20 protein-coding genes are annotated in these 22668 nt (G+C 40.3%); 5 read left to right on the top strand and 15 right to left on the bottom strand.

Annotated features, from left to right (window positions below; genetic code table 11):
- Nucleotides 1-72: 72 nt before the first annotated feature.
- The 15 genes from ftsZ to mraZ all read right to left on the bottom strand — a co-directional run bounded on the left by ftsZ (nucleotide 73) and on the right by mraZ (nucleotide 17281).
- Complete coding sequence (gene ftsZ, locus DS885_RS11300; RefSeq protein WP_220149695.1) at nucleotides 73-1332, bottom strand: cell division protein FtsZ; 1260 nt, start codon at nucleotides 1330-1332, stop codon at nucleotides 73-75.
- A gap of 34 nt (nucleotides 1333-1366) precedes the next feature.
- Nucleotides 1367-2611 (bottom strand): cell division protein FtsA, encoded by a 1245-nt coding sequence (gene ftsA / locus DS885_RS11295; RefSeq protein WP_113819538.1) that lies wholly within the window; start codon nucleotides 2609-2611, stop codon nucleotides 1367-1369.
- 182 nt (nucleotides 2612-2793) lie between these two features.
- Nucleotides 2794-3540 (bottom strand): cell division protein FtsQ/DivIB, encoded by a 747-nt coding sequence (locus tag DS885_RS11290; RefSeq protein WP_113819537.1) that lies wholly within the window; start codon nucleotides 3538-3540, stop codon nucleotides 2794-2796.
- Between the two features lie 3 nt (nucleotides 3541-3543).
- The gene (locus DS885_RS11285; RefSeq protein ID WP_113819536.1) at nucleotides 3544-4464 is read right to left on the bottom strand and encodes a D-alanine--D-alanine ligase; all 921 of its coding nucleotides are present in this window, start codon (nucleotides 4462-4464) and stop codon (nucleotides 3544-3546) included.
- On the bottom strand, nucleotides 4464-5924 hold the full coding sequence (murC, locus tag DS885_RS11280; protein ID WP_113819535.1) for a UDP-N-acetylmuramate--L-alanine ligase: 1461 nt from the start codon (nucleotides 5922-5924) through the stop codon (nucleotides 4464-4466). Before murC ends, DS885_RS11285 begins: the two co-directional genes overlap by 1 nt.
- Before the next feature lie 17 nt (nucleotides 5925-5941).
- Nucleotides 5942-7015: an undecaprenyldiphospho-muramoylpentapeptide beta-N-acetylglucosaminyltransferase gene (gene murG / locus DS885_RS11275; RefSeq protein WP_113819534.1), complete on the bottom strand. Its 1074-nt coding sequence runs from the start codon at nucleotides 7013-7015 to the stop codon at nucleotides 5942-5944.
- Nucleotides 7008-8258, bottom strand: coding sequence for a putative lipid II flippase FtsW (ftsW, locus tag DS885_RS11270; RefSeq protein WP_113819533.1), 1251 nt, complete (start codon nucleotides 8256-8258; stop codon nucleotides 7008-7010). The genes murG and ftsW overlap by 8 nt, the downstream gene beginning before the upstream one ends.
- Nucleotides 8258-9586 (bottom strand): UDP-N-acetylmuramoyl-L-alanine--D-glutamate ligase, encoded by a 1329-nt coding sequence (gene murD / locus DS885_RS11265; RefSeq protein ID WP_113819532.1) that lies wholly within the window; start codon nucleotides 9584-9586, stop codon nucleotides 8258-8260. Before murD ends, ftsW begins: the two co-directional genes overlap by 1 nt.
- 1 nt (nucleotide 9587) lies before the next feature.
- A complete protein-coding gene (gene mraY, locus DS885_RS11260; RefSeq protein ID WP_113819531.1) occupies nucleotides 9588-10670 on the bottom strand; it encodes a phospho-N-acetylmuramoyl-pentapeptide-transferase in 1083 nt (360 codons plus the stop codon).
- A 48-nt stretch (nucleotides 10671-10718) separates the two neighbouring features.
- On the bottom strand, nucleotides 10719-12194 hold the full coding sequence (locus DS885_RS11255) for a UDP-N-acetylmuramoyl-tripeptide--D-alanyl-D-alanine ligase (RefSeq protein WP_113819530.1): 1476 nt from the start codon (nucleotides 12192-12194) through the stop codon (nucleotides 10719-10721).
- Entirely contained in the window at nucleotides 12187-13731 is a 1545-nt protein-coding gene (gene murE, locus DS885_RS11250) for a UDP-N-acetylmuramoyl-L-alanyl-D-glutamate--2,6-diaminopimelate ligase (protein ID WP_113819529.1), read from the bottom strand. The genes DS885_RS11255 and murE overlap by 8 nt, the downstream gene beginning before the upstream one ends.
- Nucleotides 13731-15560, bottom strand: a complete 1830-nt coding sequence (locus DS885_RS11245; protein ID WP_113819528.1) for a peptidoglycan D,D-transpeptidase FtsI family protein — start codon at nucleotides 15558-15560, stop codon at nucleotides 13731-13733. The genes murE and DS885_RS11245 overlap by 1 nt, the downstream gene beginning before the upstream one ends.
- Nucleotides 15557-15871 (bottom strand): cell division protein FtsL, encoded by a 315-nt coding sequence (ftsL, locus tag DS885_RS11240; protein ID WP_113819527.1) that lies wholly within the window; start codon nucleotides 15869-15871, stop codon nucleotides 15557-15559. The genes DS885_RS11245 and ftsL overlap by 4 nt, the downstream gene beginning before the upstream one ends.
- A 1-nt stretch (nucleotide 15872) precedes the next feature.
- Nucleotides 15873-16820, bottom strand: a complete 948-nt coding sequence (gene rsmH / locus DS885_RS11235) for a 16S rRNA (cytosine(1402)-N(4))-methyltransferase RsmH (protein ID WP_113819526.1) — start codon at nucleotides 16818-16820, stop codon at nucleotides 15873-15875.
- A complete protein-coding gene (gene mraZ / locus DS885_RS11230) occupies nucleotides 16820-17281 on the bottom strand; it encodes a division/cell wall cluster transcriptional repressor MraZ (protein ID WP_113819525.1) in 462 nt (153 codons plus the stop codon). The genes rsmH and mraZ overlap by 1 nt, the downstream gene beginning before the upstream one ends.
- A gap of 298 nt (nucleotides 17282-17579) precedes the next feature.
- On the opposite strand from mraZ, the gene rsfS reads away from it, so the two are divergent.
- The 5 genes from rsfS to DS885_RS11205 are packed head-to-tail and all read left to right on the top strand — an operon-like array spanning nucleotide 17580 to nucleotide 22219.
- Entirely contained in the window at nucleotides 17580-17906 is a 327-nt protein-coding gene (rsfS, locus tag DS885_RS11225; RefSeq protein ID WP_113819524.1) for a ribosome silencing factor, read from the top strand.
- Nucleotides 17906-18376 (top strand): 23S rRNA (pseudouridine(1915)-N(3))-methyltransferase RlmH, encoded by a 471-nt coding sequence (gene rlmH, locus DS885_RS11220; RefSeq protein WP_113819523.1) that lies wholly within the window; start codon nucleotides 17906-17908, stop codon nucleotides 18374-18376. Before rsfS ends, rlmH begins: the two co-directional genes overlap by 1 nt.
- 3 nt (nucleotides 18377-18379) lie before the next feature.
- Nucleotides 18380-20275 (top strand): penicillin-binding protein 2, encoded by a 1896-nt coding sequence (gene mrdA / locus DS885_RS11215; protein ID WP_113819568.1) that lies wholly within the window; start codon nucleotides 18380-18382, stop codon nucleotides 20273-20275.
- 2 nt (nucleotides 20276-20277) lie between these two features.
- Nucleotides 20278-21381 carry a rod shape-determining protein RodA gene (gene rodA / locus DS885_RS11210; RefSeq protein ID WP_113819522.1) on the top strand — a complete coding sequence of 368 codons (1104 nt, stop codon included), beginning with the start codon at nucleotides 20278-20280 and terminating at the stop codon, nucleotides 21379-21381.
- Between the two features lie 4 nt (nucleotides 21382-21385).
- On the top strand, nucleotides 21386-22219 hold the full coding sequence (locus DS885_RS11205; protein ID WP_113819521.1) for a septal ring lytic transglycosylase RlpA family protein: 834 nt from the start codon (nucleotides 21386-21388) through the stop codon (nucleotides 22217-22219).
- Nucleotides 22220-22668 lie beyond the last annotated feature (449 nt).

Raw genomic sequence — 22668 nt, 5'->3', positions numbered from 1 at the left:
TACGATAATTTCTGCTGCGAATTATAGCAGTTTGCGACTTATATCACAAACTGTAATATTTCCAAGGTAAAATTAGTTATCCGCTTGACGTCTTAAAAACGCTGGAATATCTAAATAACTCTCAGCACTGCTTTTATCTTTAACTTCAGCAATTGGCTCAACAATTTCAGGTTCCGCCTGAGCCGCTTCTTCAGTTGCTTTAGCTAACGCTTGTTCTTCTGCTTGTACACTAGTATTATCGGCAGCAACTGTTTTTTCTGTAGTCTCATTAACATCTTTTTTACTATTTAATGTTGGATTTTTAACTACATTCAGCTCTGACTTACGTTCACCAATACCCGTCACAATCACAGTAACGTGTAATTCACCAGTTTCTAGCGTTGGATCAACTGTTACACCAATAATGTTCTGAGAGTCCTCAGAAGCAAATTGTTTCAATGCATCACCCACTGTGTGGTACTCATCCCAACTGAAATCAATACCAGCTACAATGTGTACTAATACGCCACGCGCATCAGATAGATCAACATCTTCCAGTAATGGACAAGAGATAGCCTCTTCAACGGCTTCTTCTGCACGGTTCTCACCAGCAGACACACCAATACCCATTACTGCAGTTGTTCCTGCTTCAGTCATCACGGTACGTACGTCCGCGAAATCGATATTAATAGTACTTTCTTCATTATTAATAATAGACGAGAAACCAGAAACTGCATCATAAAGTACTCCATTAGCCGCACTTAATGCGTCTAGGAAAGAGATACCTCGTGGTAATGACTTCTGTAATTTATCGTTCGGGATAATTAATAATGAGTCAATGTTTTCAGATAAACGAGCAATACCTTGTGTTGCGTAGTTCATACGCTTACGGCCTTCAAACATAGAAGGTTTTGACACAACACCAATGGTTAATGCGCCCTCTTCTTTTGCTATTTCAGCAACCACAGGACAAGCACCCGTACCTGTACCACCGCCCATACCTGCAGCGATAAATACAACATCGGCGCCAGTCACGATCTCTCGGATACGCTCTTTATCTTCTAGCGCTGATTTGTACCCGATTTCCGGGTTAGCACCAGCACCTAAACCATTGGTTATATTTGAACCTAATTGTAAGCGAATATCTGCTTTTGATGAGCGTAATGCCTGTGCATCCGTGTTCATTGCAATAAATTCGGCACCTGTTAGGCCTTTTTCGATCATATAATTGATCGCATTACCACCACCACCACCGATGCCAATAACTTTGATTATGGCCTGTGCTGAATGATCTTCATCATCGATTATTTCAAACATTTGATTCTCTTCCACTCTATTAACTTCTTGTGACATCGTTTGTTACCACCCAATCCATGAAACTTGATAACTAATATTCTTTTTTAATCCAATTTTTAACTTTGCTAAAAATACTTGTAAAACGATTCTCAGTTTCGGCTTCATCTTCGTCAGCAAATTCATTATTTTTATGACGTAATAAACCAACAGCTGTTGAGTAAGCTGGAGAGTTTACATCATCTGCTAAACCTTTAATATGCTCTGGCTTACCAATTCTGACTTGAATGTTACCAAATACTTCTTCAGCAACGTCAACTAAACCTTCAATTTGTGCAGCACCACCGGTAATAACAACACCAGCAGCAAGCTGTTGGTTTAACCCTTCGCGTGCAAATTTATCGTTCAGCTTGTAGATTTCGTTTTTTACTAACATCAATAATTCACTGTAACGTGGCTCAATGACATCAACTAAAATAGAACGCTGTAAACTACGTGCTGCTCGACCACCTACACTCGGTAGTTCAATTATTTCATCACTATTCACTAACGACCTATCTAAACAGCCATATTTTACTTTTACTTCTTCTGCCGAAGTCGGCGGAGAACTAAAGGCAATGGCGATGTCATTAGTGACTGAATTACCAGCATAATCTAACACCATGCTATGTTGTAAAGCGCCAGCGATATAGATCGACAAATCCATTGTACCACTTCCCATATCGATCATGCATACGCCAAGCTCTTTTTCATCTTCACTCAAAATCGCTGCACTTGACGCTACGCCTGATGATGTTAGTTGGTCAATAACTAATCCACATCGTTCAACTGCTTTTTCTAAATTTTTAACTAGATCGTTATGACAGGTGATTAAATGTACATTTGCTTTTAATTTTACACCCGACAAACCGATTGGATTGTTAATTCGACCTTGAGCATCAATGGAATACTCTTGAGGAATAACATGTAATAAACGTTGCTCATCACGTATTTTCACTGAACGAGCATTATGTAAGACACTCTCTACATCATAAGAAGTGACTTCATGTGCTTCTATCGCCCAGGTTCCGGTTTCATTAATCGATTCGATATGCGAACCAGACACAGATAAGTTCACCGATGAAACACGACAGTCGGCCATATCTTCAGCTTGTTTTAATGCAGTTGTGATAGATTCAACCACTAAATCTAGATTAGTGACGGAGCCTTTATCTACACCTTTTGAAGGAGCAGAGCCCACACCAACAATATTAATTGCATCGTTTGCTAATAACTCACCAATCAAGACAACGACTTTATGGCTACCGATGTCTAAACCAACTGTGTAATTACTTTCCATTCGTTCATCACCACTTTCTCTCGTATAAGAGAATAATTAACTTTATTGTAATACTAATTATAGTAAATATATGATTAATTTCACTATTTTAAATTCTACTCACAATGAGACAGTCATTTTTAGGGAAAAATCAACCTATTTTACTAAGCCATTATGTTGAGTAATTCAACATCACTTAATTTCTATTTTTTCTGCTCTTTTTCAGCTTCTTTCCAACCGATTGCTAACCCAGTGTCGTAACGCAAGTCAACGTAATCGATGGTGTTAATATCATAATTTTCAGCAATCCTCGGGAAAGCCTTTAAAAATATCTGAATACGCTCAAGCTTCTGCTCTTTACCTAACTTTAAACTGATCCCATTTTTTAATACTAGCTGTGTCGCATTACGTTTATCACTAGACAAACCGGCAATACGATAATGACTAGGTTGCAAGAGTTGCTTTAATTGCAAATACGTAGTTAAAACCACTTCAGCTTGATCATCTTCGCCGGATAAAGCGATGTATTGATCATCTGGATCAGGGTTAACATCAATAATTTCGCCAAAGCGATTTAGCAATGATTTTTCATTCCAAGAAGCTGCAATAGCTTGCTCAACAATATGGATTTTTAAGGTATCCGGCCAATGTTTACGAATCGATGCTGAATAAACCCATGGTTTCTCTTCTAACTGTTTTTGTATTTCAGCAATCTTTAAGGTGAAGAAATTCAACTTATCATGCTGTTTTGCTAACACACTTCTTACCACATCTTCCGTCACATGATGACGCTCACCCGTCAAAATTAATGCCGTCAACGGTAAAGATTTTTCGTCTGTTAACCAATGCTTTAACTTAAAAAATCCATCTTGCAAGGTATAAATCAACAGTAAAAAAATAAAGAAGCTAATCCATTTACTGATGGTGATTTTTTTTAGCTTCAGCCACATAAATTATAAGGTTTGCTCTAAAATACGTAATACAAGTTGATCAAAACTAATACCAGCCTGTTTTGAGGCTTTTGGCACTAGGCTAGTTTCCGTCATACCAGGTACAGTATTCACCTCTAACAAGTACCAGTTATGTTGTTCATCACGCATAAAATCAACACGTCCCCAACCGCTACAACCGACCGCCATAAAAGCTTCTTCCGCTAGCTGGTTTAATTCATTTAACTGCTGCTCATCTAGCCCACAAGGACACAAGTATTGGGTATCAGTAGACTGATACTTAGCTTGGTAATCATAAAAGGTATGAGACGTTTTCATGGTGATCGCAGGTAAAGCTTTACCATTGAGCATAGACACGGTGAATTCATCACCAGTGATCCAAGACTCTAATAATACTTTTGTATCGTATTTGAAGGCGTCTTCTAATGCAGCGACCAACTGTTCAGCCGTTTCTGCTTTAGCCATACCGATGCTTGATCCTTCATGTACAGGTTTCACTATCACAGTACCAGATAGACTGCTAAGTATATCTGCAGCCTGCGCTGCTTCAAAGTTTTCTTTGATAATAATTTGATACGGTGCAGTTGGTAACTGGCAACTTTGCCAAATTTGTTTAGTTTTGGCTTTATCCATACCAATCGCAGAGCTAGAAACATCACTACCAGTGTAAGGTATCTCTAATGTTTCAAGGAAACCTTGGATTGTGCCATCTTCGCCACCACGGCCATGCAACACGATAAAAGCACGGTCAAAACCTAAGGTTTTGATTTGTGATAAGTCATCATGTTTAGGATCAACAGCATGTGCATCGACACCTTGACGCAGTAATGCACTTAATACTGCATTACCTGAACTTAATGACACTTCACGCTCTGCGCTATTGCCACCAAATAAAACCGCTACTTTACCAAATTCTGTTGTCATTAATTTGCGCTCGCTTGTTGCATTTTTTCAATATCTAGCTTGAACTCAGCTAGCGTTTTAACTACTGCTCCGATATTACCAGCACCTTGAGTCAGCACTAAGTCTCCATCTTGTAAGACTTTTGCTAACGCACTAGGTAACGCAGCTGGTGAAGGGACAAAAATAGGCTCTTTACCACTTTGTTGACGAATAGTACGACATAAAGAGCGGCTATCTGCACCAGCAATAGGTGTTTCGCCAGCGGCATAAACATCTAGTAACAATAATTGATCTACCTGTGATAACACATGAGCAAAATCTTCATATAGATCGCGTGTACGTGTGTAACGGTGCGGCTGATAAGCCATCACTAAACGTTTTTCAGGCCAGCCTTCACGTGCTGCATTAATTGTCGCCTGTACCTCTGTTGGGTGATGACCGTAATCATCAGCTAACATCGCTTTACCACGACCTGTTTCGAATTCACCGTATTGTTCAAAGCGACGACCAATACCTTCAAAGCTCTCTAAAGCAGCTAAAATTGCTGAATCATCAATGTCATCTTCCATCGCCACTGCAATCGCAGCAGCTGCATTTAAGGCATTATGTTTACCCGGTAAATTAAGATGGATAGTTAAATCAGGGCGATTTGCTCTGTGCACGATAAACTCACTGCGATTAACTGTTTGCTTAAAACCAGAAATACGCACATCAGCTTGTTCGCTAAACCCATAAGTGACACATTGACGTGCAAAACGAGGGATCAGCTCCTCTACTACTTTATCGTCTAAGCAAACCACTGCCGTACCGTAAAACGGTAAGTTTTGAATAAATTGGACAAAGGTATCTTTTAATACTTCAAAGTCACCTTGATAAGTATCCATATGATCCGCTTCGATGTTAGTCACTACAGACACCATTGGCTGTAAGTGCAAGAAAGATGCATCACTTTCATCAGCTTCGGCAATTAAGTAACGGCTTTGTCCTAATTTAGCATTAGTACCCGCGCTATTTAACAAACCACCAATAACAAAGGTCGGATCTAAATCAGCTTCACGGTAAATACTCGCAATCAAACTGGTAGTAGTTGTTTTACCATGGGTACCGGCAACAGCCACACCATGACGGTAACGCATTAACTCAGCAAGCATCTCTGCACGACGCACCACTGGAATACGCGCTTGTTTAGCAGCTAACAATTCTGGGTTTTCAGGATTAATAGCGGTAGAAACAACAACCACAGAAGCGCCGTAAATATTTTCTTGTGCGTGGCCAATAAAGACCTCAACACCTAATGAACGCAGACGTTTAACCACAGTGTTTTCAGCGATATCAGAACCAGTGATTTTATAACCTTCATAGGCTAATACTTCGGCAATACCGCCCATACCCGCACCACCAATACCAACAAAATGAATCTGTTTTACACGACGCATTTCTGGGATCATGGTACGAATTTCTGCTAGTTCAATTTTTATCATCGGGATTCACTTCTACTTTATTTTGATACTAAAGACAGACAAACATCAGTCACTTGCTGCGTTGCCTCTCTAATAGCTATATTTTTACAATTTTGACTCATTTCATTAAGTAACAGCCTATTTTGACTTAATGTCATCAAACATTCACTTAATTTATTCGCATCCAACTCTTTTTGCGCAATTAATATCGCGGCATCAGCACTTACTAAACTTTGTGCGTTTTTGGTTTGGTGATCATCCACAGCATGAGGTAGAGGAACAAAGATAGCAGGTAGCCCTACCACCGCAACTTCAGCTACGGTTAATGCACCTGCTCGACATATAATCAAGTCTGCCCATTGATAGGCAGAAGCCATGTCGCTAATAAACTCTTGTACTTGGTAATCAACCTGAGTTTGTTGGTAACTCTCAGTTACCGACTCTGAAAAACCTTTGCCAGTTTGATGTAAAACAGACACCTGCCGAGCATCGAAGTTCAGCAATGCATCGGGAACTGTTTCATTTAAAACTCGAGCGCCTAAACTTCCACCAATCACTAATACTTTTAAAGCTTGCTCTGGAGTCGAAAAAACTTTTTCAGGCAAGTCTAATAGATCTTTTCTAATTGGATTCCCTACTAAAACAGCCTTTTCACCAGAAAATGCACCGCTAAAGCCCATTAACACTTTTTTAGAAAAATAGGAAAGAATGCGATTAGTTAAACCCGCTGTTGCGTTTTGTTCATGCAGCACAACCGGAATTCCCATTGTCCAAGCTGCAATACCACCGGGTCCACTGGCAAATCCCCCCATACCTAACACTAAGTCTACGTTACGTTTTTTTAATACTTTACGTGCTTGGAAAATAGATTTTATCACTTGAAATGGCGCTGCTAATAGACGCTTAATTCCATTACCTCGCACACCTACTACATCAATAAAGTCGATTTCATAACCGTGCTCAGGAACCAGTCTAGCTTCCATTCTGGCAGCAGTGCCTAACCAGCTTACTTGCCACCCTTCCTCTTTTAACTTATTCGCCACAGCCAAACCAGGAAAAACATGCCCGCCAGTGCCGCCAGCCATCACTAATAGCGTTTTTGTTTTATTCATTATTTTCCACCACAGCTTCGTTTGCTTGTTTAGCAACACTTGGCTTTTTCTTATTTTTTTTAGTAATACGCGCCTGTGCAGAGTGAATGCGCGTTTCAAAATCGATTCTTAATACCAGACCAACCGCTATCGCGATAGTGATCAAACTGGAGCCACCATAACTGATCAACGGCAATGTTAGCCCTTTAGTTGGTGCAATACCTGAAGCCGCGCCGATATTAACGGCTGTTTGAAAAGCAAACCAAATAGCGATACCGATAGCAACATACCCCGAAAATATCAGGTTCTTTTCCAGCGCCCTTTTACCAATAGAAAAGGCTTTATAAACCAATACAAACTCTAAAATAATAACGATGCTTACACCAATAAAACCTAATTCTTCGGCTAAGATAGCCATAATGAAATCGGTATGCGCTTCAGGTAAGTATTCCAATTTTTGTACTGAGTTACCTAAGCCTTCGCCAAACCAACCACCCCGGCCAAAGGCCATTAATGATTGCGTTAACTGATAGCTTCGGCCAAATGGGTCTGACCATGGGTCTAAGAAACCAAAGACCCTTGCCATACGGTAAGGAGAGGTCACAATCAGCAAAATAATCACCGACAATAACGCAACAGCAATCCCCACGAAGGAGATCATGCGTGCATTAGCGATAAAAAGCATGCCCATCATGATCACTACAATTACTACGGTTGAGCCTAAGTCAGGCTGTAACAGTAACAACATAGCCAGGATCGCTAATACCACTAATGGCTTGATAAAACCTTTGATGGTATCAATTACTTCCTTTTGACGACGCATTAGGTAGCTGGAAATAAACAGAACAACCGAGAGTTTCCCGAATTCAGAGGGCTGGATATTTAATGGCCCTAAACGTAACCAACGCAATGAACCATTAACTTCAGTACCAATCACCAGTACAGCTAATAACCCTAAACCAGAAAGTAACAAAATAACCGGGGTATATTTATGCCAATGATCAATGGGAATAGAGACCACTGCCGCTAAGATAAACAAACAGAGAATAATGTAGATCAGGTGGCGCTTTAAAAAACGAAATGGGTCTGCAGATAATGCAATCCCTTCAGGCATAGAGGCTGATGCAACAATCACTAAGCCAATCCCCATCAAGGTAAAAACCAACACCAGAAATGAACGATCATAGGCACGTGGGTGAGTTTCTGACTCCACGGTTAAAGATTGATATAGATTACCTAATCTCGCTGCTATCGCACGGAACATCAGAGTGACGCCTCCGTTAATTGATTCACTAACTGAATAAAATGATTACCACGCGCCATGAAGTTTTTGTACATATCTAAACTCGCACAGGCAGGTGTTAAAATAGCCAGGTCGCCAGTAGTCGCATGTTGCTCAATATGATTCACCGCTTGCATCAAATCAGCAACGATAATTGCCGATGGATGCTGTGCAGCAATCAGTGCCGCATCTTGACCAAAGCAGACAATTTGTCCCTTAATTTCCGTTAACACAGGAGCTAACTCAGTAAAATCAGCCCCTTTACCATCACCACCTAAAATAACATGTACTTTGCCGGTAATAGTTTCCGATAAACCTAACAAGGCTGCTTGCGTCGCGCCTATATTGGTGGCTTTAGAATCATTAATCCAACGCACACCTTGATGTTCAGCAACAAATTCACATCGATGACTTAAGCCTTTGTAAGTTTGTAATGCAGCCAGCATTGCCTTCATAGGAAGATCAACCTGTTGCCCTAAAGCAAGCGCAGCTAACGCATTCATCCAGTTATGTTTACCACTTAATTTAATTGCACTGCAAGGCAATAATGGCTGTTGGTTTTGCGCTAAAAAAGGTTCGCCCTGCTGCGCTATCAATCCGAACTCTGAATGGTCAACACCAAAGCTAAGTTGTGGTTGTTGCAAAGTAAAAGTAAGTGGGTCATCGCGATTGATTAAGCACACTTTACTTTGTGTATATATTTTGTGTTTTGCATCGATATAAGCTTGATAGCTTGGATAGCGATCTAAATGATCTTCACTGATATTTAAAATAGTTGAAACATCAGCATTTAAAGATGAAGTGGTTTCTAATTGGAAACTTGAAAGTTCTAGTACATACAATTGTTTATCAGGGGATAATAGATCTAATGCAGGTACACCGATGTTGCCGCCAACGCCGACTTTAACGCCAGCATGGGCAGCCATTTCACCTAATAATGTGGTTACCGTACTTTTACCATTAGAGCCGGTAATAGTGACTAACTTTGCATCTTGATAAGCGGGCGTTGCTAACTCGCGAGCAAATAACTCAATATCACCAACCACTTCTGCACCCGCTTCTATCGCTGTAGCAATTGCAGGGGTTGCAATAGCAATCCCTGGGCTAACCACTAATAGATCATAGCTTGATAAGCGTGTTGCAGATAAAGGACCAATCACTAACTCAGTATTAATATCTAAGCTATCTTTACCAGGAGGAGCAGAGCGAGTATCAAAGACAGTAACATTAATCCCTTTATTATTGAAAAAAGTCACACAAGATAAACCTGTCACACCTAAACCAATAATAGCAACTCGCTTACTTGTCATATTAACGTACCTTCAATGTCACTAGTCCGACTAAGACTAATACAATTGTGATAATCCAAAAACGTACAATAACACGTGGTTCAGGCCAGCCTTTTTTCTCATAATGGTGATGGATGGGTGCCATTCTGAAGATACGTTGCTTACGCATTTTATAAGAGCCTACTTGCAAAATAACGGATACGGTTTCCAATACAAAAATACCGCCCATAATCACCAATAAAAACTCTTGTCTTACCAGAACAGCAACCACACCCAGAATAGCGCCCAATGCTAATGAGCCTACATCGCCCATAAATACTTGTGCAGGATAGGTGTTAAACCATAGGAAACCTAACCCAGCTCCAACAATCGTTCCGCAAATAATCACTAACTCACTGGCTTGTGGGATATAAGGAATGAATAGATAGTGTGAATAGTTAATATGGCTGGTTAAGTAAGCCACTAATGCAAATGCAGCAGCAACCATTACTGTTGGCATGATAGCCAAACCATCCAAACCATCTGTTAGATTAACGGCATTACTACTACCTACTACGGTGAAATACACTAAAGGAATAAACAATAGGCCCAAGTAAGGCATATATTCTTTAAAGAAAGGAACCACTAAAGTTAATTGCGCATCGCCCTGTGCAGTCAGGTATAACACGACTCCTAACACTAACGCAGTAACCGATTGCCAGAGGTACTTCCAACGCGCAATCAAACCATCTGGGTGTTTACGTACAACCTTTAAGTAGTCATCCATAAAACCAATGGCACCAAATGAGATGGTCGTAAACATCACCACCCATACATAAAGATTATCTAGTCTTGCCCATAACAGTGTACTTAACACGATAGCGGCAAGAATTAACAAACCACCCATAGTCGGTGTACCGGCTTTACTAAAATGAGATTCAGGGCCATCGTCACGTACAATCTGGCCTATTTGCTGGCTTTGTAAGTAACGAATTAATTTAGGCCCGGCCCACAATGAAAATGCCAATGCGGTTAACACAGCTAACACCATTCTCACGGATAAGTATGTTAAAACATTGAAAAAAGTATAATGACTCGAAAGTAACTCTGCTAACCAGACGACCATTTTTTAAAATCCTATTTTGTAAAGCAGCTTAATAGCTGATGATGAAGCTTACGCACTAAATTTCCCTTTAATGAAAGCCACGATCTCTTCCATCCTTGCACTGCGCGAGCCTTTAACAAGCACCACTACTTTCGATTTTTGACCACTTAAAAAAGCATCAAGTGCTAATTCAAGTTGTTGTTTGTCTGAGAAGTGTTCCGCCTCTGCGTTTTGAGAGGCCGCATTATACGCATTTGTTGCTAGTTGACTCAAATGTCCAACCGTAAATAATTTCTCAATGCCTTTTTGTTGAGCATACTCACCAATTGCAGCGTGCTCTTGTTCAGCATAATCACCCAATTCGCCCATATCACCACAAATTAACAGGCGTTGGCCTTGATATTGCGCTAATAGATCAATACCTGCATTCACTGATGCAGAGTTGGCATTGTAAGTATCGTCAATCACAGTCAACTGTTCAGACAATACAGAACAATTAACACGGCCAGCCACTTGCTGTAACGTTTCTAACCCTTTTTTAATGCTTAATAACGAGCAACCTAGGGCTAACGCCATACTACTTGCCGCCAATGCATTACTGACATTATGTAAGCCTGGAAGGTTCAACTGCACATCAATATTTTGCAGATTATTTACGTATTCTGAGCAGCTTGCTGAATTAATGTTCAATGTGAATTGCGCTTGCCCTAATGGGTTACTGCTAATGTCGGTAGCAAACACATCTGCGGCCTGGTTTTTAGGCTCTTTTGAAAAGCAAATATAACGCTGTTTTTGTTCAGTTAATCGAGTAATGAACGTCTCTGCAAATTTAGCATCAAGATTCACAACCGCCGTCCCCGTTGCATTTAAGTTTGACCAAATCTCTGATTTTGCGGTGGCCACTCCTTCAAGAGAACCAAAGCCCTCTAAATGTGCTGGCATAATATTATTAACTAAAGCCACATCGGGTTTTGCCAACGCTGACGTATAAGCAATCTCACCAATATGGTTTGCACCTAATTCCACCACAGCAAATTGATGTTGCTGTGCCAATCTTAGTAGGGTTAAAGGTAAACCAATGTCATTATTAAAATTGCCCGCCGTTGCTAATACGGCATTTTGATTGTCGCAATGTACAGTTAAGATGGCGCTTAGTAACTCTTTACAGGTTGTTTTACCATTACTGCCAGTAATAGCAGCGCATTTCAGGTTGCTGATTTGCTCTCTGACGTAACGCCCTAATAATCCTAATGCAATACGTGTATCTGCTACTTCAATTACGACATTATTGAATGAGATAGCAAGGTCACTCGCTTCCTCTACCAATAAAACAGCTGCGCCCTGTTCAAGAGCACTGGCTAATAGTTGGTGGGCATCAAATGATGGACCTTTTAAGGCAATGAATAGATCGCCTTGTTGAATAGTACGAGTATCTGTACTGACACTGTTAATAGAAACACAAGCGCATTTAGCGGCGCTATGATAACCTTTTCTTAAACGGCCCTGAGTTGCTTCACATAACTGTTCGACAGTAAGTTCAATCATTGGTGTTGTCCTGTATTGCTTGTTCTTTGACTAATGCTTGTAGTGTTTCTCGATCACTATAATGCACTTTTTTATCACCAAATATCTGATAATCTTCATGACCTTTACCCGCTAATAACACTATATCGTGTTGTTGTGCATTAGCTAATAAGTATTGAATCGCTTGTTGTCGCTCATGTATCACTAGCGCTTTCTCTGGTTTTTTTAACCCTGCTTTAATATCTTCTACAATTAAAGTCGCCTCTTCACTGCGAGGATTATCATCAACAATCACTACTAAGTCAGCACCTTGTTCTGCAACGCTAGCCATTAGCGGGCGTTTACCTTTATCGCGGTCTCCACCACAACCAAATACCGCAATAATACGACCTTGTTGTTTATGATGTTGTAATGCTTGTAAGGAATTATCTAATGCATCGGGTGTATGAGCATAATCAACTACAAAGGTGATCTGTTGTTTCGCAAAGAAATACTGCTCCATTCTGCCTGGGACAACGGTTAACTCTGCCATCACTTTTTGGATGTCGTTTAAGCGCACACCATCAGCTAATAATGCACAACTTACCGCTGCCATATTTAATACATTAAAATCACCATAAAAAGGGCTAGTCATGATACCTGCCCCCCAACTTGAGGCAAACTCAAAGGCTAACCCTTGTGGGAGATAATCTACTTTAGTCACATTAAAGTAATGTTGCTTAGTGAAGCTTTGACCAATATTTAAACCATAAGCAATAGCGTCAGGGTATTTTGCTAACCAATCTCTTCCCACGGCATCATTGGCATTAATAATACGATGCTTTAAAGGAAATTTATCAAACAAGGTTTGTTTGGCTTCTGCATAGGCATGCATAGTGCCATGATAATCAAGGTGATCACGGGTTAAATTAGTGAAAATAGCGGTATTAAATGGCACCGCCGCAATACGCCCTTGCACTAAACCATGAGAAGAAACTTCCATGATCGTTTGCGTTGCACCTTGGGCTTGATAACTAGCTAACTCGCGGCACACTGAAATAGCATCTAATGTCGTATTTAAACTAGCTTGTAATTGGTTATATAAACCATTACCAATCGTGCCCATTTGCGCACTTTGTTGACCCAATAACATATAACTATTAGCTAAAAGACTGGCAATAGTCGTTTTACCGTTTGTACCAGTGACCGCAGTAACATGGTGTAAGTTTGACTGGGGAAAATAAAAGCGCATAGCAATCGCGCTTAATTTCTGTTGCAGCTGAAAAATGTGAATAACCGGCGTATCACCCTGAACACTTAATTTACCGTCTTCATGCTCTATTAAGGTTTCAGATAAAACGGCTGCAGCACCAGAAGCAATCGCGTTATCAATAAATTGACGACCATCACTAACAGCACCTTGTACCGCAACAAACAGATCACCGCAAGTGACTGCTCTGCTGTCTAAGGTCATGCCTGAAATTTTAACAGAAAGTGATGAAACTTGGTTTGGCAGTAAGTCTGCCAACAACCAAGAAAGTGGACAACTAGTATCGGGTTGAGCGCTGTCCGAGGCCATTATTTAGCCTCCAGGTAGGTGTAACTCTCATCTCCACCGTCAGGTAATACATGGGTTAACAGTAACGTACTTTTCATTACTTCAGAGAATACTGGTGCAGCTACATCACCTGCGTAATAACGGTCGCCTTGTGGCTCATTAATCATCACAGCAATCGAGAAACGTGGGCGAGTAGCTGGTGCTAAACCGGCAAAAACAGCAACGTAATCATCACCGTAACCACCTGCTTCCGCTTTACGTGATGTACCTGTTTTACCCGCAATACGGTAGCCATCAACTTTTGCTTTTGGTGCAGTACCGCCCTTTTCACTAACGCCTTCCATCATCTCTACTACTTCACGCGCAATATTTTCAGGAACAACTTGTTCACCAGGTTGTTTAGCACCTTTAATAATAGACAATGGATATTGCACACCACCGCTACCTAAAATACCGTAAGCTTTAGCTAATTGTAATGTGGTTGCCGTTATCCCATAACCAAAAGACATAGTCGCCAATTCAAAATCAGACCAACGGTGACGAATTGGTAAACGCCCCACGCTTTCACCAATTAAACCAATACCAGTATCATTACCTAAGCCAAAATCAGCAAAAGTTTGTTGCAACTCTTCAGGTTTTAAACGCAAAGCAAGTTTACTTACTCCAATGTTACTAGATTTTTTCAATATTTTGGCTAGGTGCATTTTACCGTAGTTATGGCTATCACGTACTCGACGACCACCTAAGTTCATCCAACCAGGAGACGTATCAATCACCTCATCAACATTGGTTTTATGATGGATTAACGCACTGGCTACAACTAGTGGTTTAACCGTTGAACCCGGCTCAAAGGTATCAGTAATGGCACGATTACGTAATTTATAGGCTTGGTATTGATTACGATCATTAGGGTTAAATGAAGGATAGTTAGCCATTGCAAAAATTTCACCGCTGTGAATATCGATCACCACAATCGATCCAGAGGTTGCATTATTCATTTTCACAGCACGTTTTAATTCACTGTAAGCCACGGCTTGAATACGTTGATCTATGGTTAGTTGTAAATTACCCGCTAGCTTTTTCTCTTTTAAGACTTCAATATCATCGATCACATTACCTAAACGGTCTTTACGTACACGGCGCTTACCGGTTTGCCCTTCTAGATAATCATTGTAACTTTTTTCAATACCTTCAATGCCCTGTGCATCGAGATCCGTTAACCCTAAAATATTGGCATTAATTTCACCCGTTGGGTAAAAACGATGCGATTCAAGTTGGCTAGCAATACCTGATAACTTTAACTGTTTTACATATTGCACAACTGGATCATTAACTTGGCGTTTTAGATAAGCAAAACGAGAACGAGGTTTTTGTAATACCTTTGCTAAGTCTTCCATTTTAATATCAAGCACTTCAGCTAGAGCCGGCCATTTTTTTGATTCATAAAAGAACTTTTTAGTATGACGCTCTAGGCCAGTTTTAGGGTTAACAACCACACTGTTTTCCCACTCATCTTTAGTGAAAGCAAAGTGTTTTTTAACTTCTTTAGGATCAACCCAAATGGCATAAGCAGGCACACTGATCGCTAACTCTTCACCATTACGATCTTCAATATTGCCACGGTGTGCAACAGAACTAGTGACACGTAAACTACGTTTATCAGCTTCATTCGTCAGGTATTCAGGCTCTAGGATTTGAATAAAAGCAAGGCGAGAGATCAAGGCAACGGCGATCAAAGATATAGTGACGGCTACAAAAAGATATCGACCCGACGAATACGTTGGATAGACTTTTTTCTTGCGCGTTTGAGGACCTGCTTTAGGCCTTGATGTGCTGCGTTTTCTATTCATCGGATTTCCACTAATACACTATTTTTTTTAGTTGGCTGTGCCATTGATAATTGGTCACCAGCTACGGAACGGATCCGACTATGTTCATCAAGCGTATGCTCTTCGATCAATAAGTTTCGCCATTCAATCATTAAGTTGTCTTTCTGTTGTGACAAATACTCTTTTTTTGTCACCAACTCGCGTGTTTCATGCGTAATATAAATGTTATATAACGCACTGATTAATATCATTATGCCTAGAATGACCAAGATGGCGTTGTGACGTAAGTCAGCCAAAATAATCAGTAATAAGTTATCACGCGATGCCACCATCTTAGTTTGCCTCTGGCTGTCTAAGTTTTTTAGCAACACGTAACACAGAACTGCGCGAGCGCGGGTTTTCTTGAATTTCTGCAGCACTGGGTTTTAATGCCTTGCCCACAGATTTAACGTTCTTACCGACTTGCATTTGTGCATCGGTTAACGGCAAACCTGCTGGATACTCAGGGCCTTTTTCTTGTTTACGAATAAAGCGTTTTACAATGCGATCTTCCAGAGAATGGAAACTGATCACTGATAGTTGCCCACCAATTGCCAAAATATCTAAAGCACCATCCAGTACTTTATGAATCTCTTCTAGTTCACTGTTAATGTAGATGCGAATCCCTTGGAAGCTACGTGTCGCGGGGTGTTTCTTCTTTTCACGCTTAGGGCATAAACGTTCAATTAACTGTGCTAACTGTAAAGTACGTGTAAAAGGCGTTTCTTCGCGATCAGCAACAATTGCACGCGCAATACGATAAGCAAACTTCTCTTCACCAAAGGTTTTTAATGCCCAGCCGATATCATCAACATCTGCTTTTGCTAACCAATCTGCAGCACTGATCCCTGATGTAGGATCCATACGCATATCTAATGGGCCGTCACGCATAAAACTAAATCCACGCTCTGCATCATCTAATTGTGGTGATGACACACCAAGATCTAATAACACACCATCAATCTTGCCAGCTAATCCCATCTCTTTAATATATTCAGCAATACCAGAAAAAGGCCCATGAACGATATCAAAACGGCTATCTTCTAACTTTAATGCTTCGGCAGTGGCAATCGCACGTGGATCACGATCGATCGCAATTAATCGACCGTTAGGGCCTAGTTTGGACAAAATATGACGAGAGTGACCACCTCGACCAAAGGTGCCATCAACATAAATGCCATCAGGTTTAATCGCTAAACCATCCACAGCTTCATCTAATAATACGGTTATATGCTCACTCATTAGAACGAGAACTCCTTAAGAGAATCACTTAATTCCATGCCTAACGACATATCACTTTGTAGATCTTGCTGTACTTGTTGATGCCACACTTGCTCATCCCAAATTTCAAATTTATTCAATTGCCCTACTAACATTATCTTCTTATCTAATTTTGCGTGTTGACGTAGTGTCGGTGCGATTAAAGTACGTCCACTTTTATCTAGTTCACACTCACTGGCATGCCCTAATATCAAGCGTTGTATACGTCTTTCCTGTGGGTTGGTACTGGATAAACCGCGTAGTTTATTTTCTATCAATAACCATTCATGTAATGGATAAAGTAATAAACAATTTTGAGATTGAAAATCGATGGTGCACACAAGTTGACCCTGACAGTTATCCATCAGCCAATCACGATACCGAGTCGGGATCGCAATACGTCCTTTTGTATCAAGATTTATTGCATTTGCACCACGCAACATGATTATTCAATTCCATTTTAGATGGGTAAATGATCCACTTTTTCAGAAAAAGATCCACAAATCGACACTTTTCCCCACTTTTGACCACCCAGTCTAATAAACTCCAATATTATTGCAAGTGATGGATCTTTTAAAAAAGTGACACAGATCACACTTTCCCCTGGAATGCATTTAATTTGTATGGTTTATCAGTTAATAAAAATGTGAAATTAACCTCAAAAGGCGACCAATTTATAAGTTGCGTGATATACTCCGCGGCTTATTACAATTTAATCAATAAAAACGGAAGGAAATTCCCTTGCAAGACGACCAATTAAAAGCATTTCTCATTGACCAACTTGAAGACATGAAAGCAAAAGATATCGTAACCATCGATGTGGCTGATATCTCTGATGTGACTGATACATTAATTATCTGTACGGGTACTTCAAAACGTCATGTACGTTCAATTGCAGAGCAAACTGCATTGGCAGCTAAAAACGCCGGCGAAGTGCCACTAGGCGTTGAAGGCCTTGAAGGCAGTGAGTGGGTACTGATTGATATGAGTAATGTTGTCGTGCATGTAATGCAAGACGAAACTCGTCAATTCTACCAATTAGAAAAGTTATGGACTGAAACGGCATAATGAAAATTCAGCTAATTGCAGTGGGCACCAAAATGCCCGACTGGGTTGAAAAAGGTTACCTTGAATACGCACGACGCTTCCCGAAAGAGATGCAACTTGAGCTAGTGGAAATTAACGCAGGTAAACGTGGTAAAAATGCAGACATTAAACGCATTTTAAAAAAAGAGGGTGAACTAACCTTAGAAGCGATCCCAAAAGGTAACAAAATTGTCACGCTGGAAGTGACTGGGAAATCTTGGACCACAGAGCAATTAGCCAGTGAAATGACCAAATGGCAACACGATGGGCGTAACATTAGTTTGTTAATCGGTGGCCCTGAAGGATTAGCGCCTGAATGCATCAAATTATCTGAACAACGTTGGTCACTTTCTGCATTAACATTACCGCATCCCTTGGTTCGTATTATTGTTGCAGAAAGCTTGTACCGCGCATTTACCCTAACAATTAATCACCCTTACCACAGAGAGTAGATGGTGAAAAGAAAACGTAATAGCATCCGTAACCACAGTGCTGAATCTGCCCTCTTCATGCGCAGAACCATTGTGGTTTTCTTAGGGATCTTATTTGCCGTAGGCATTTTATTTACCAACCTGTATTACCTGCAAATAAACTCCTTTGATACTTATAAAACACGCTCCAATGCCAACCGAATCAGCGTACAGACCGTCCCACCAAACCGAGGTTTAATCTATGATCGAAATGGCGTTATTTTAGCTGAGAACCGTCCGGTATATAGTCTGCAAGTTATCGCGAATAAAGCCAATGACTTGAAAAATGATATTAAGCGTTTAACCAAACTCCTCTCCTTAACCGATGACGAAATCGAGAAATTTAATAAAAATAACCGCTACTCTCGCTCCTTCAAAGCAATCACCATACGTGACCAACTGACACCCGAAGAAGTGGCACTATTTACGGTTAACCAACATCTTTTCAAAGGCTTTTCGATCCAAGCGAGTTTAAAACGTTACTATCCGTTTGGTAACGCCTTTACTCATGTATTGGGTTACATTGCTAAAATCAATAACCGCGATTTAGAAAAAATTGAAGCAAAGGGTGAACGAGCACGATACCAAGGTACTCACTACATTGGTAAGCTAGGTATTGAGAAATATTACGAAGATATATTGCATGGTCAACCAGGACAACGCCAAGTAGAGGTAGATAGCTGGGGTAAGGTTATCCGTACTTTGAGCTTTACCGCACCCACACCTGGTAAAGATATAAAGCTTAATATTGATATTAATTTACAGCTAAAAGCCCAAGAGTTACTTGGTGATAACCGCGGTAGCATTATTTTAATGGATGCAAGAAATGGATCAATCTTAAGCCTTGTTTCTGCACCAAGCTACGATCCTAACTTATTTGTAACTGGGATCAGTCAAAAACAATATCAAGCTTTATTAGAATCTCGAGATCGTCCATTGATCAACCGAGCAACACAGGGTCGTTACCCGCCAGCTTCAACGATCAAACCACAAATGGCACTATTAGCCTTAGATGAAAAAGTGATCACCGAAGAAACTCAAGTTTACGATCCAGGTTGGTGGATAGTACCTAACTCAAAACGCCGCTTCCGTGACTGGAAACGTTGGGGTCATGGTTTAGTTGATGTATTTCATGCTATCGAGCAAAGTTGTGATACTTTCTTCTACGATACTTCTTATAAACTAGGTATTGATCGTATTGAGCCCTTTATGCGTTTATTTGGTTTTGGTGAATACAGTGGATTAGATCTCGCAGAAGAGACTAAAGCGATCATGCCATCTCGTGATTGGAAACGCTCTCGTTTTAATCAACCTTGGTATGATGGTGACACTATCTCGATTGGTATTGGTCAAGGTTACTGGACAGTAACGCCTATTCAGTTAACTAAAGCAACTGCTATGTTAGCGCGTCGTGGTGATAATATTAAACCGCATATTTTGCAGTCTATTATTTCAGCTGATGAAACAGTGACACCTAAATACGATACCAGTAAGAAAGTAACATTGGCTAGTGAACGCTACTGGGAGATAGCATTAGAAGCGATGCAAGGTGTAACCAGTAAACGTCGTGGTACCGCTTACCGTAGTTTTGGCGATGCAGATTATACAGTGGCTGGTAAATCGGGTACTGCACAGGTCATTAACATTAAAGAAGATGAAGTTTATGATGCAGATAAAATCAGTGAACGTCATCGTGATAACGCCATGTTTATTGCCTTTGCCCCTTTTGAGTCACCTGAAATTGTAGCAACCGTAGTATTAGAGAATGCCGGTGGCGGTAGTACCAACGCGGCCCCTATTGCCCGTGCACTATTTGATGAATACTTTAAAGAGAAAGAACAAGTGTCACCTATACCAACCACCTCTTCAGCGGATCAGTAAATATGGTTAGTACTCAAGCTCAAAAAAGCATTTTTTACCGTTTGCATATCGACCCTTATTTACTATTGGGTCTGTTTGCCTTAATGAGCATCAGCTTAACTGTATTATATTCTGTGGGTGGCTTGGATATGCTATATCGTCAGGTTACTCGCTTAGCGATAGCCCTTGCGGCGATGATTTTTATCGCACAAATACCGCCTGAATGGTACCAACGCTGGACACCCGCAATCTTCCTGGTCAGTGTGCTACTATTAATTGCAGTATTAGTCATTGGTCATACCGGTAAAGGTGCACAACGTTGGTTAGACTTAGGCTTTACTAAGTTCCAACCCTCAGAAGTAATGAAGCTGATCATGCCGTTAATGGTCGCCTATTATATTAGTCAGTTCACCATGCCAACACGCTTTAGACAAGCCTTTATTGCATTACTTATAGTGGTTATCCCAACCTTATTAATCGCTAAACAACCTGACTTAGGCACCTCTATTCTAGTAGCCTCTTCAGGGATATTTGTGTTGTTTTTATCGGGTGTTTCTTGGATATATATCGGCCTAGCCGTAGCAGCGGTATTAGCTTTTATTCCTATTTTATGGTTTTTCTTGATGCTCGATTATCAACGAGGGCGAGTATTAACGCTATTAAATCCAGAGGCTGATCCTCTAGGTGCGGGTTACCATATTATCCAATCGAAAATAGCCATCGGCTCCGGTGGACTGTGGGGTAAAGGTTGGATGCATGGCACACAATCACAACTGGAATTTTTGCCTGAACGCCATACCGATTTTATTTTTTCAGTTTTTTCAGAAGAATTTGGATTTGTTGGTGTCCTACTCCTGTTAAGCATTTATATCTTCCTGATAACACGTGGTTTGATCATTGCAAATCAAGCACAGGATGCTTTCACTAAACTGATCGCAGGAAGTATCACACTGACCTTCTTTGTTTATGTTTTTGTAAATATAGGCATGGTAAGTGGTTTATTACCTGTTGTAGGTGTCCCATTGCCGATAGTGAGCTTTGGGGGTACCTCGATTGTAACTTTACTTGCAGGATTTGGTATTTTAATGTCAATCCATACGCATAAACGATTTAATATTAAACGGTAGTTATATGATAAAACACCTGATCACCTTATGTTTTGTTGCCCTATTTTTAGCAGCATGTAGTAGCAATGAAACAGCAAAAACGGACAATACTAACAACCAAGATACTGCTAATGGTCGTTACCAATATAGCCAAGATCATGCTCCTGCAGAGATCCCACCGCTAGACAATGTTGAAGATGCAGTGCCACGTTATGAACCCTATTCGCGTGGTGGTAATAAAGATTACACGGTACGTGGTGTTGATTATGAAGTATGGCGTGATATTACCAAATTGACACAACGTGGTGGTGCCTCTTGGTACGGTAATAAGTTTCATGGTCACCTAACCTCTAACGGCGAACGCTACAATATGTTCTCCATGAGTGCGGCACATAAAAACTTACCATTGCCCAGTTATGTGCAAGTCACTAACTTAGAAAATAATAAACAGATCATCGTCCGTGTGAATGACCGTGGTCCTTTCCATGAAGGTCGTATCATCGACCTTTCTTATGCTGCGGCTGATAAACTAGATATTATTAAAGCGGGCACAGGACAGGTTGAGATTAAACTACTGCACTTCCCTGAAGAAACTGACACTTCCACACTTTATGAAGAACAAAGTGAAGCAGTGGATGGCAATTACAGTATTCAATACTTGGTGACCTCAAGCCCCGAAAAAGCAGAGCAACTCACTCAAAAAGCCACTCACAAATATCATGTGATGACCTACTTTGAGCAAAAAGGTGACCTATATTACCTAAGAGTTGGCCCATTAAGCAGCCAACGTAAAGCGGATAGACTACTTTCAGAGATTCGAGCAGACTATGAAAAAGCCTACATCATTCATACTAAATAGCTAAATAACTAAATAACTAAATAACTAAATAACTGATTAAGTTATTAAATAGCTAACAAAAAGCCCAATGTTATCACTAACATTGGGCTTTTTAATTTTCGAGAGTTAATTATATCAATCACGTTAGATATTAATTATACCAATTGTATTAAATAACTGATCTAAATTTTGCGCCGGAAAAATGGCTTAGTTTGAGGCGTAAGTTGATGTAAATGGTTGTTCCCTATACGAAACTTACAACGAAAAAATAAGGTGTTTTAACAAGTAAAATAGATCAGTTACTTACTATGATTGGTATTAATGGTGTGATTGCTAATATATCAATTACATTTAAGAAGTGATTGGTATTATACTCCTGTCCATATTTTTAAGCATAGAGACAACAAGATGGAATTCGATTTCAAAAAAGACTACTTTAGCGATAAAGCAACGGTCAAGCTATCAATGGG

Origin of the sequence: Psychromonas sp. B3M02, assembly GCF_003318165.1 — a bacterium.
Classification (GTDB): Bacteria; Pseudomonadota; Gammaproteobacteria; order Enterobacterales; family Psychromonadaceae; genus Psychromonas.
This window is presented reverse-complemented; position numbering and strand designations above follow the sequence as displayed.

Bases quoted from the DNA above. Each gene is read 5' to 3' on its own strand.
- murE (WP_113819529.1), bottom strand. From the start codon at position 13,731: ATGGCCTCGGACAGCGCTCAACCCGATACTAGTTGTCCACTTTCTTGG.
- DS885_RS11205 (WP_113819521.1), top strand. From the start codon at position 21,386: ATGATAAAACACCTGATCACCTTATGTTTTGTTGCCCTATTTTTAGCA.
- ftsZ (WP_220149695.1), bottom strand. From the start codon at position 1,332: ATGTCACAAGAAGTTAATAGAGTGGAAGAGAATCAAATGTTTGAAATA.
- mraY (WP_113819531.1), bottom strand. From the start codon at position 10,670: ATGGTCGTCTGGTTAGCAGAGTTACTTTCGAGTCATTATACTTTTTTC.
- rsmH (WP_113819526.1), bottom strand. From the start codon at position 16,820: ATGAGTGAGCATATAACCGTATTATTAGATGAAGCTGTGGATGGTTTA.
- mraZ (WP_113819525.1), bottom strand. From the start codon at position 17,281: ATGTTGCGTGGTGCAAATGCAATAAATCTTGATACAAAAGGACGTATT.
- ftsL (WP_113819527.1), bottom strand. From the start codon at position 15,871: ATGGTGGCATCGCGTGATAACTTATTACTGATTATTTTGGCTGACTTA.
- rlmH (WP_113819523.1), top strand. From the start codon at position 17,906: ATGAAAATTCAGCTAATTGCAGTGGGCACCAAAATGCCCGACTGGGTT.
- DS885_RS11245 (WP_113819528.1), bottom strand. From the start codon at position 15,560: ATGAATAGAAAACGCAGCACATCAAGGCCTAAAGCAGGTCCTCAAACG.
- DS885_RS11290 (WP_113819537.1), bottom strand. From the start codon at position 3,540: ATGTGGCTGAAGCTAAAAAAAATCACCATCAGTAAATGGATTAGCTTC.
- ftsW (WP_113819533.1), bottom strand. From the start codon at position 8,258: ATGTTCCGTGCGATAGCAGCGAGATTAGGTAATCTATATCAATCTTTA.
- murD (WP_113819532.1), bottom strand. From the start codon at position 9,586: ATGACAAGTAAGCGAGTTGCTATTATTGGTTTAGGTGTGACAGGTTTA.
- DS885_RS11255 (WP_113819530.1), bottom strand. From the start codon at position 12,194: ATGATTGAACTTACTGTCGAACAGTTATGTGAAGCAACTCAGGGCCGT.
- DS885_RS11285 (WP_113819536.1), bottom strand. From the start codon at position 4,464: ATGACAACAGAATTTGGTAAAGTAGCGGTTTTATTTGGTGGCAATAGC.
- ftsA (WP_113819538.1), bottom strand. From the start codon at position 2,611: ATGGAAAGTAATTACACAGTTGGTTTAGACATCGGTAGCCATAAAGTC.
- murG (WP_113819534.1), bottom strand. From the start codon at position 7,015: ATGAATAAAACAAAAACGCTATTAGTGATGGCTGGCGGCACTGGCGGG.
- murC (WP_113819535.1), bottom strand. From the start codon at position 5,924: ATGATAAAAATTGAACTAGCAGAAATTCGTACCATGATCCCAGAAATG.
- rodA (WP_113819522.1), top strand. From the start codon at position 20,278: ATGGTTAGTACTCAAGCTCAAAAAAGCATTTTTTACCGTTTGCATATC.